A 10,074-nucleotide genomic window follows, 5' to 3' on the forward strand; every position below is an offset into this window, starting at 1 on the left:
GCGCCGTTGGCAGTCTGAAAATCACCCGCAACGCCCCTCTCCGGGCCACCCCCTGCGCCGCCCCCGTCCGTCCCCGCAGCGCGTCCCTCTCGCTGTGCAGAGTGGGGGGTGGGTGGGGGGTGGGGGTCGGGGGTGGGTGCGGCGGGGTGGGGGTGGTCCTCTCCCTGAGGGGCTGGGGGAGGGGGCGGGGGTGCCGGGGGCGGGTGTGGGCGGGTACGTGCGGGGGTGGGTGGCAGAGTGGGCGGCATGGACGAGGAGCTGGTGCGGGCGTGGCGGGTGGTTGAGCGGGAGCCTGGGGTGGTGTTGCTGGACGGGTTTCATGCGTTGAAGCACGCGCTGCGGTTCGGGGGGGACGTTCGGCGGGTGGTGACCGTCGATCGGGGGGCGTTGATGGCGCTGGCCGCCGAGTTGGCGGAGGACGTCGTTGCGGCGGTGGACAGGCTGGCGGTGGAGGTGCCGGAGGCGGTGGTGCGGACGTTGGTGCCCCGGCTGCATCCGACCGGGGTGGTGGCGTTGGCGGGGCGGCCTACTGCCGGGGCCAATCTGGCGGTGTTGGGGGCGCGGCCGCGGCGGGCGCCGGTGGTGGTGTTGGAGAACCCGCGGAACCTGGGGAACGTCGGGGCGGTGATCCGGTTGGCGGCGGGGTTCGGGGCCACGGGGGTGGTGACCACGGGGGACCTGGATCCGTGGCACCCGAACGTGCTGCGGGGCAGCGCCGGTCTGCACTTCGCCACGGCGGTGGAGCGGCTGACGTTGCCGCAGCTGCCCGCCGGGCCGCTGTTCGTGCTGGACCCGGAGGGCGCGGACATCCGGGACGTGCCGTTCCCGGACGACGCGCTGCTGGCCTTCGGGACCGAGCGGCACGGGGTGTCGGAGGAGCTCAAGGCGCGGGCGGACCGGCTGGTCGCGGTGCCGATGCAGGCGGGGGTGTCCAGCTTCAACCTGGCGACCAGTGTGGCGATGGGCCTCTTCCACTGGATGTCCGGGAAGCGCTGAGAGGGCGGGTCAGGAGAAGAGGCGGCGCCAGGTGTCCTTGCCGGGGTAGCCGTCGGCCTCGGCGCCGCGCCAGCCCTGGGCGAGCTGGAAGGCCTGGGTCGCCTTGCGGTCGGCCTCGCTCCAGCGCGTGCCGGGGCCGACGCGGTACGAGCCGCCGAAGCCCTTGCGGACCAGCTGCTCGCCGAGCTGCCGGACGTACGCGTTGTCGGCTCCGGGGCGGAAGTACTGCGGGCCGGGGAAGGCCGTGGCGGGGGCGCCGCCGTCGTTGCCGGGCCCGGCGAGGCCGGTGTAGCGGTACGGGACGTAGGCGCCGGAGTCGTTCCAGTACGCGTACGGGGTGGAGCGCTTCCTGGTGCCGGGGGAGGTCTGCTCGTAGGCGACGTACCTGGTGCGGGAGGAGTCCGTCCAGCCGCCGAAGACCGTCACGTGCGAACCGCCCTGCGGGTCGGCCGGGTCGTTGCGGATCAGCACGTCGCCGGGGAGCAGGTCGTCCTTGCCGATGCGCTCGGCGAAGTCCGGCAGGGTCCAGGTGGTCTGGTTGCTGCCGAGGCCCCAGGCCATCGAGACGAAGCCGGAGCAGTCCTGGCGGTAGCCGTCCGACCAGTAGCGGCTCATGCTGTACGGCACGTCCTGGTCGACCCAGCTCTGTGCGCGTCGGATGATCTGCGCCCGGGTGACCGGCCGGGCGGCGTCCGGGGTGGCGAAGGCGCGGGCGCCGGCGGACCCGCCGTGGAGGCCGCCGACCGCGCCCTGCGGGGTCTGCGGCCGGGGGGCGCTGCTGTCGCCCGGGGCGGGGCCGGGGGCGGGGGCCGCGAGGGCCGGGGCGGCGGCGGCCGTCCCGCCGCCGAGCGCGGTGCCGACGGCGGCGACCAGGACGGCGGCGCGGCGGCGGATGCTGCGGGCTGCGGCGTGTCCGCCCTCGTGGACCGGTGCGGCGTGCAGTCGGGCGCGGCGGCGGGCACTGCAGCCCCCGCATATGCAGTCCTCCTCCGGTTCGACCTCGTTGAACTCCATGAGCGTGGACAGGGGGTCGGTGAGGGTCATGCTCCGCCTCTTTCCTGCGGTCGTTCCCGGTCACGGCCTGACGGCGTGACAGGACCGGCCGTCCCCGGCCGGCTCCGCGTGTCATCGGGAACAAGGTCCCAAAGCGGGCGGAGCGCGGCGCGGCGGATTGCGCCGCGCGGGTGACGACCCGTTCGGCGGTCCGGGCGTGGCGCGGCGGGGCGGGACCGAGTAGTGCCGGGGTGCGGAGCCGACGCGGGATCAGCGCGGGATGGCGGGCGAGTACTCGGGGTCCGTCCAGGTCAGCGGGGTGGCGTCGGCGAGTTCGAGCACACCGGTGACGGCCAGTTCGACCATCCGCTCGGCGCCCGGGGCGGCCTGCCGGGCCTCCGGCGACCAGTCGGTGCGGGCCTCGCCGGTGACCAGCAGGGCCCCGCCGGTCTCCCAGTCGGGCAGCAGCAGGCCGGCCCTGGGGTCCAGCTCCAGGTTGCCGAGGGTCAGGAACATGCTGTTGCCCGGGTACTCCGGCCAGCGCAGCCGGTCCGGTGCCACCGCCTCCAGGAAGCCGGGGAAGCCGCCGCGGTGGGAGGCGTCCACGCTGCCGTCCGGCCCGGTGGTGGCGATGAAGAAGGTGTCCGCGGTGGCCGCGGCCAGGCGCTGCGCGGTGGTCAGCCGCGGGCCGGCGGCGACCGTACGGGGCGGGCCGGCCGCCGGGCGGTCCAGCGGGCTGCGGCGCTGGATGTACTTCGGGCAGTTGGAGACCACCTCGTCGGCGCTGACCAGCAGCCCGCCGCGGCCGTCCGGGACGGAGCCGCCGTTGAGCCGCATCCGGCGCCGGCCGGCCGGGTCGAGGGCGATGGTGCCGACCCGGGCCGGGCGGGCCAGCGCCTCGGCGAGCGGGTCGGCCCCGGCCGGACGGGCGGCGACCGACATCGTCCGCTCGTCCGGGGCCTGCAGGAAGCCGGCCGGGCCGGTCAGCTGGGTGGCCCAGACCCGGCCGTCGAGGTCGGCGGCGCCGACGACCAGCATCCGCCGCTCGGCCAGGAAGCGGGCGGCGACCGCCGGAACGGTGCTGCGGATCGAGCGGCCGGCGTGGTCGGCCCGCTCGGTCCGGCCGGCCCGGGCCTGGGCGGCCCGTTCGCCGGCGTGGTACGGCGTGCTGGTGGCGGTCATGGTCGGTTCTCCGGTCTAGGGCCGTCTTCAAGCCCCTGTCGTCCGCCCGGCGTCGGCCCGCAGGCGGGGGTTTGATGACGGACCTTAGAAGAAGCCGCAGGTCGGGGCGTCGGTGGTGGGGGCTGCGGCCTCGGTGCCGTCCACGCCGGTGCGGGTGTAGATCTCCAGCCGTATGCCGTCCGGGTCGGTGAAGAAGACGCCGCCGGAGGCCGAGCCCTCGTTGTGCGGGACGACGCCGTCGTAGGCGAACTCGGCGCCGAGCTCGCGCAGCAGCCGTTCGGCGGCGCGGACCTCGTCGAGGCTCTCGACCTCGAAGGAGAGGTGGTGCAGGCCGGGGCTGGTGGTGGCGAAGGTGCCGGCGCTCTGCTGCCAGAGGGTCACCACCAGGCGGCCGTCGCGGCCGAGCAGGGCGAAGCGGCGCTCGGGGTCGGTGCCCTCGTGGGTGACCTGGAGGCCGAGGACCGCGCGGTAGAAGTCGATCGAGCGGGCCAGGTCGGTGACGTTCAGGCCCACGTGGCCGGTCTGCAGGGTGCGGAGCAGGGTGGTGCTGGACATGCCTGGTCACTCCCGGGGCTGGGGCTTCCGGCGAGACTCGTGTCTAACCGATACTCATGAGAGTAGGAGTTAGGTGATGAGGCGTCAACCAGTACGCGGCATTGAAGTGGTTAGGTGGTCCGGGGAGGGCACGCGAAAGCCCCGCCGGACCTGGCGGTCCGACGGGGCTCGGGAGGCGGAGGAGGGGCGGGCGGGGCTACGCCCACTCCCACCGGATGCCGATGTGGCCCGGCTGCTGGTCCGGGGCCAGGACGTGGGCGCTGGCCGAGGCGCCGATCCAGAGCTGCTCGCGCCGGTGGTCGACGTCGGCGCCCGGCTCGCGGTCGTAGCGCTCGCAGTGCGCCGGGACGGCGGCCGGGTCGAAGTGCACCTGGAGCACGTACTCGCGCACCGTGGTGGCGAAGCGGCGGCTGTACTCCAGGGTCGGACCGCCCGGCGGGATCTCCACCTCGTACTCGAAGACGGTGCTGTCGCCGAGTCCGAGCGGGCGGTCCAGCATCAGCTCGGCCACGGTCAGCCCGGCCTCCGGGCGGCGGCGCACCCGGCCCAGCCGGCCGTGCCGCACCGAGGTGATCTCCGGGCAGCCGGCCGCCTCCTCGTCGGCCATGTGCACCACCAGGCAGCGGCCGACGCCGCCGACGGTGGCGCGCACCACCTGGCGCATCCGCAGCAGGTTGCCGCGCCGCTCGGCGTCCACGTAGTAGGAGTCGTGGATGCTCAGGCGCTCCAGCTCGCCGGCCGGCGGGGCGTCCAGCTCGGCGAAGATGTTGGCGATCTCCTGCTCGCCCGGCCAGACGTCCTCCAGCCCGAGGTGCAGGGTGTTGGCCGCGGCGGCCCAGCGGCCGCGCGGGCGGGGCGGGCCGAGCAGGGAGGAGAGCGCGCTGTGCGGCAGCCCGAGCAGCTCCTCCAGCAGGTGGACGGCGCGCAGCGAGCTGGCCCGCTCGGGCTGGCTGCGACCGCGCCGCCAGTAACTCAACGTCGTGACACTGACCCTGACGCCGCGTTGGGCGAGGGCCGCGCGGATCCGGTCCAGGCTGAGGCCGCTGGCCTCGATCGCCAGGTGCAGGGTGTCCGCGAAGCCGCCGACCGGGGCGAGCCGGGCGGCGGGCGGTGCCGGTGCCGGGGCCGATGCGGGCGCGGGAGGCCCGGGGCGCTCCGTGTGCGACCCGACCAGCCGCAGTCGCGCGGCGTCCTGAGGCTGCTGTGCGGCCATGCGGTGACCCTCCCCACCAGGTGAGTTCGGTGGCACCGGGCCGACGCCGGGGCGCGCCGCCAGCGGCTTCACCGAGCTTTGGGGAACCCTATGCACGGTCGAGAGGCTACGTCATCAGTCGTGCGTATGACAGTGGTCACGGCAGGTCGACCGAATGGTTAGCGATCTTGAAACACTCCGGAAACACCGTCCTTACCGGAGTCCCCGGTCCGGGTCGGTCCGGCGGACGCGACACCGCCGGGGCGGGCCCTCTCGGCGCCGCCCCGGCGGGGGTCTCGGTGGTGCTGTGGGGTGCTACGGCTGCTACCGGCGGTCACCGGGCGTTGCCGCCCGGTGACCGGGTGCGGTGATCGTCAGCGGTGGTCAGTTGACGTTCAGGGCGACGTCGTCGATCACGAAGCTGGTCTGCTGGGACGAGTCCTCGGTGCCGGTGAACTTGATCGTCACGGTCTGGCCGGCGAAGGAGGTCAGGTCCAGGGTGCGCTGCACGTACCCGGCGGCGGCGTTCACGTTGGAGTAGGTCGCCAGCGTGGTGCTGTTGGCCTGGACGGTCAGCTTGTCGTACGCGGTGGAGCCGGACTCCGCGGTGTCGATGTGCAGCCAGAAGGTCAGCTTCGCGGAGGTGCAGCCGGCCGGGATCGAGACGGTCTGCGACACGGTGTCGGTGTGGGTCGACCCGTAGCCGTCCATCCAGGCCTTCCAGGAGCCCGCGTGGGCGGCCTCGGAGGAGCTGTTGTCGACGACGCCGCTGGAGGTGGTCCACGGGGCGGCGCTGCCGGTCTCGAAGCCGCCGTTGCCGACCAGCTGGGCCGCGGTGCAGCCGCCGGTGGGCGGCGGGGTGGTGCCGCCGCCGCCGAGCAGGGCGGTGGTCAGGGCGTCGGCGACCGGGGAGCCCCAGCCGGTGACCTGGTCGTAGCCGGTCTTCGTGGAGAAGTCCTGGTTGGCGCCGCTGGTCACGTCGTGGAAGGTGCTGCCGTAGCTGCTGCTGTTCGCGACCGAGTACAGCCGCGGGCTCGCCTCGCCGAGGACCGGCTGCCCGGCGGCCTTGGCCTTCTGGTTGAACTGGGCCGCGTAGCCGGACCAGAGCGGCGCGGCCGCGCTGGTGCCGCCGTAGACCTGCCAGCCCCCGGCCGTGTAGATCGAGAAGCCGCTCTGCGGGTCGGCGTTGGAGGCGACGTCCGGGACGGTGCGCATGGTGCCGCTGACGCCGGTGCCGGTCTGCCAGCTCGGCTTGCCGAACACGGTGGAGACGCCGCCGCCGGCGGTGCTCCAGGCGCTCTCCGAGGAGTAGGTGTTGCCGCTGCCGACCTTCAGGTTGGTGCCGCCGACACCGGTCTGGTGCGGGCTGGAGGCCGGGAAGTCGACCGCCTTGACGGTCGAGCCGCTGGTGGAGCGGGTGCAGTCGCGCGAGCCGTCGTCACCGGAGGCGGAGAAGATCGAGATGCCCTGGGCGGCGGCCTGCTTGAAGGCGTTGTCGACGGCCGTCATCGAGGCGGGGGTGGTGTCCGGCTCGCAGGAGCCCCAGGAGATCGAGATGACCGAGGCGCGGTTGTCGGCCACGATCTTGTTGGCCATGTCGATCTCGCCCTGGTCGCTGTTCGGGGCCTCGTACAGCAGCTGGGTGGCCTTGGGCGCGGCACCGCGGATGATCTCGCTGTCCAGCTCGACCTCGCCCTGGCCCTCGCCGGGCTTGGAGTCGTAGTTGGCGCCGTCCACCGAGACCGTGGAGACGGCCGGGCCGGTCAGGCCGAACTGCGAGTCGTAGGTGGTCAGGTTGGACTTGCTGTAGCCGTCGAACTCCCACAGCGCGACCGTCACGCCGGTGCCGTCGGCGCCGGTCTTGTTCAGGTTGTACGCGCCGGTGTACTGGGCCGGGGACATTCCGGTCGGGCCCGCGGTGGCGGCGTTCGGGCTGAGCGAGCCCGGCTTGACCAGGTGGGTCTTGCGGACCGGGTGGTTGTCCAGGCCGCTGACGCCCTGGACCACGGCGGCCAGCGAGGACGGGATCGAGGCGGCGGCGTCGTTGGCGAAGAACGAGCGCTGCATCTGCGGGTCCACGTACGCGCTCTCGTGGGTGCCGAAGGCCTGCGAGACCTGCGCGGCGGTGCCACGGGCGTTGACGACCTGGCGGTTGGCGCTCACGTCCGAGACGGTCAGGCCCTGCTGGGCCAGGTAGGCCTTGACCTGCTCGACGTCGGCCTGGGTCGGGCCGAACCGGGCGGTGAACTGCTCCGGCGTCAGGTACTTGCCGAACTCCGGGGTGCCCGGAGTGGCGACCGCGGTGAGGAAGCGGTCCAGGGCGTCGGTGTCACGCAGCTTCAGGCTGACGGCCACCGAGATCTGCTGCTCGGCGGGGACGTCGCCCTTCTTCTCCGAGTGGGCCACCGCGGGGTTCACGGTGTTCGGCAGGGCGACGCGGGGGGCGGCGTTGGGGGTGGCGGCCTGCGCGGCGGAGACGCCGAGCGAGACGGCGGTCAGCGGCAGGACGGCTATCGCCGCGGCAAGGGCAAGGGTGCGGGGGCGCAACGGATCCTCCTCCGGCCGGCTGTGGGGGCCGGCAAGGGGCCAGGCGTTCCGGGGTCGAGAACGCTGGCTCGAACATGACAGAACCGGTGTGCGAAGTGGCTCATGATCAAGCAATTCGTTGCTAAAAAACAGTCAAGTGTGGAGGCCGGGAAACTCGCGGAATCCATACAGTGAATGAGCGGAATTCAGGAGTCGGTCCATACCAATTCGGGCGGCGGCACGCGGACGTAGAATCGGACGGAGCCGAGGGAGAACGATGACTGACGTGAAGGCGGACCCGAGGGACCCGCGACCGCTGATCGGCGAGCCGCTCGCGCTCGACCTGCTCAACACGCGCTGGGCCGGAACGCCCGTCAACGACTTGCTCACCGGGGTCGAGGGGTACGGGATCTGGCTCTCCTCCGCCGGGCTGAGCGCCCGCTGCGAGGCCGACGACGCCGGGCTGGCGGCGATCCGCCAGGTCCGCGATGCGATCGGGCTGGCCGCCCAGGAAGCCCACGGGAAGGGCGAGTTGAGCACTGCGGCGCGGGAGGGACTGGACGCGGTACTGGCGCACGGGCGGATCCGGCGGACGGCCGGACCGGGCGGGGCCGAGGACCGGGTCGAGGTCGACCGGCCGCACTGGCTGGCGCCCTGGCTGGCCGCGGACGACTTCCTCACGCTGCTCGGGCAGGGGGCGCAGCGGGTGAAGCAGTGCGCGCACGAGGCGTGCATTCTGCATTTCTTCGACGCCTCGCAGAACGGGCGCCGGCGGTGGTGCCGGATGGCGGTGTGCGGGAATCGGGCGAAGGCGGCGCGGCACTACGAGAAGGCGCGGGGTTAACGGACGACCGAACGATGGGTCGGGCCGGGCGGCGGCCGCTGCACGGGCCCGGGACGGTCGTGGCGGGGTTGCGGTGAGGCCGGTTCGGGCGGGCGCGGGGCGTGGCGCGCCCGCCCGAACGGGGGTCAGGCCGGGTTGCCGAGCCAGGTGGTGAGCGCGGCGCGCAGTTCGCCCTGGCCGGGGTCGACGGCGGCCCAGGCGACGTAGCCGTCCGGGCGGATCAGCAGGACGGTGTCGCGCAGCTTGCCGTGCGGGTCGGCGGGGGCGGCGGCGACCATGAGGTCGGCCCACGGTTCGGCGGCGACGAGCTCGTCGTTGCTGACGAGGACGAACCGCCCGGCGCGCAGCGCCTCGTAGAGCCGCTCGGGCGCGGCCGGGGCGCCCTCGACGGGCTTGCTGAGGGCGGTCAGCCGCAGGTCCGGGACGCGCTTGCCGACCTGCGGGTGGGCGTCCTTGGGCGCCGGGTAGGAGATGCCGATGCCGGAGACCAGCCGGGCGCCGCGCCCGGTGACCGGGTCGAGGTGGTTGCCCAGTGCGGTGAGCGCCCCGCGCAGGGCGCGGGTGGGGGCGGACTCGGCGAGGGCGAGCCGGATCAGCGCGCCGGAGGTGCGCAGCACCGTCTTCCCGACCGGGTGCCGCTCGGACTGGTAGGTGTCCAGCAGGGCGTCGGTGGCGTGGCCGCGGACGGCGGCGGCGAGCTTCCAGGAGAGGTTGGCGGCGTCCTGGAGGCCGGTGTTCATGCCCTGGCCGCCGGCCGGGGAGTGGCAGTGGGCGGCGTCGCCGGCCAGGAAGACCCGGCCGGAGCGGTAGTTGGGGGCCTGGCGCTCGTCGCTGTGGAAGGTCGAGCTCCAGCGCACGTCCTGCAGGCCGTAGTCCTCGCCGAGGATGGCCGAGGTGAGGGCGGTGAGCTGCTCGGTGGTGGGGACGGTGCCGTCCTGGAAGCGCTCGTTGCGGTCCCAGGCGATGATCCGGAACCAGCCGTCGCCGAACGGGGCGATGAAGGCGAACCCGGTCTCGTTGGCGCCGACGGTGATCGCGTCGCTGGGCTCGCGTTCCAGCCGGACGTCGGCCAGCACCACGGAGTCGACGACCGATTCGCCGGGGAACGGGATGCCGAGCAGGTCGCGAACGGCGGAGTGGACGCCGTCGGTGCCGACCGCGTACGCGGCGCGGTGGGTGTGCCCGTCGGCGGTCTCCAGCGTCACGCCGTCGGCGTCCTGGCGCAGCCCGGTGACCTCGGCGCCGCGCAGCAGGGTCGCGCCGGCCTTCTCCGCGCGGTCCAGGAGCAGCCGTTCGACGTTGTACTGCGGGGTGATCAGGACGAACGGGAAGCGGGTCTGCAGCGCACCGAGGTCGATGCGGAAGCGGTCGAACATCTTCAGCGAGCCGAGCGGGCGCCCGGTGGCGATCAGTTCCTCGGCCAGGCCGCGGGCGTCCAGCTGCTCCAGGCTGCGGGCGTGCACGGCGAACGCCCGGGTGAGGTTGGACTCGGCGGCCCGCTTCTCCAGCACGGTGACGCCGACGCCGGCGGCGGCGAGGTCGCCGGCCAGCAGCAGTCCGGTGGGTCCGGCGCCGACGATCAGGACGTCGGTTTCGGTCGTCGGCTTCACGGCCATGTATTCAGCTCCCGGTGTTCGGAGGGTGGTTGGACGCCGTTCCCGGCGCTCTCCCAGCCTCCATCATCGCGGGCCCGGCGGGAGCTGTGAACCGCCGGGCCCCGGCGGGGGGGGGGCCCGGGGGCCCCGGGGGGGGGGGGGGGCGGGGGCGACCGGCCTCGGGGCCCGGG

Annotated in this window: 8 protein-coding genes; 2 read left to right on the forward strand and 6 right to left on the reverse strand. The window is 74.0% G+C overall.

All coding sequences use genetic code 11. The features are described from left to right. Positions 1-246 precede the first annotated feature (246 nt). Complete coding sequence (locus ABT048_RS24595) at positions 247-996, forward strand: TrmH family RNA methyltransferase (protein ID WP_350523638.1); 750 nt, start codon at positions 247-249, stop codon at positions 994-996. Between the two features lie 9 nt (positions 997-1,005). Here ABT048_RS24595 and ABT048_RS24600 read toward each other — a convergent pair whose 3' ends face one another. The 5 genes from ABT048_RS24600 to ABT048_RS24620 form a co-directional block, all read right to left on the reverse strand. Beyond that, the gene (locus ABT048_RS24600; protein ID WP_350523639.1) at positions 1,006-2,040 is read right to left on the reverse strand and encodes a peptidoglycan-binding protein; all 1,035 of its coding nucleotides are present in this window, start codon (positions 2,038-2,040) and stop codon (positions 1,006-1,008) included. 219 nt (positions 2,041-2,259) lie between these two features. Continuing rightward, positions 2,260-3,171: a pyridoxamine 5'-phosphate oxidase family protein gene (locus ABT048_RS24605; protein ID WP_350523640.1), complete on the reverse strand. Its 912-nt coding sequence runs from the start codon at positions 3,169-3,171 to the stop codon at positions 2,260-2,262. Positions 3,172-3,255: 84 nt separating this feature from the next. Further along, positions 3,256-3,726, reverse strand: a complete 471-nt coding sequence (locus ABT048_RS24610; RefSeq protein ID WP_350523641.1) for a VOC family protein — start codon at positions 3,724-3,726, stop codon at positions 3,256-3,258. Positions 3,727-3,922: 196 nt separating this feature from the next. Continuing rightward, entirely contained in the window at positions 3,923-4,939 is a 1,017-nt protein-coding gene (locus ABT048_RS24615; protein WP_350523642.1) for an XRE family transcriptional regulator, read from the reverse strand. A gap of 363 nt (positions 4,940-5,302) precedes the next feature. Further along, positions 5,303-7,465, reverse strand: a complete 2,163-nt coding sequence (locus ABT048_RS24620; RefSeq protein ID WP_350523643.1) for a protease pro-enzyme activation domain-containing protein — start codon at positions 7,463-7,465, stop codon at positions 5,303-5,305. 256 nt (positions 7,466-7,721) lie between these two features. Between ABT048_RS24620 and ABT048_RS24625 the strand changes: the two genes are divergently transcribed. After that, positions 7,722-8,288 carry a CGNR zinc finger domain-containing protein gene (locus ABT048_RS24625; protein ID WP_350523644.1) on the forward strand — a complete coding sequence of 189 codons (567 nt, stop codon included), beginning with the start codon at positions 7,722-7,724 and terminating at the stop codon, positions 8,286-8,288. A 125-nt stretch (positions 8,289-8,413) separates the two neighbouring features. Here ABT048_RS24625 and ABT048_RS24630 read toward each other — a convergent pair whose 3' ends face one another. Next, a complete protein-coding gene (locus tag ABT048_RS24630; RefSeq protein WP_350523645.1) occupies positions 8,414-9,904 on the reverse strand; it encodes an FAD-dependent monooxygenase in 1,491 nt (496 codons plus the stop codon). Between the last annotated feature and the right edge of the window lie 170 nt (positions 9,905-10,074).

It is taken from the genome of Kitasatospora sp. NPDC096140 (assembly GCF_040303045.1).
In the GTDB taxonomy this organism is placed as follows: Bacteria; Actinomycetota; Actinomycetes; order Streptomycetales; family Streptomycetaceae; genus Kitasatospora.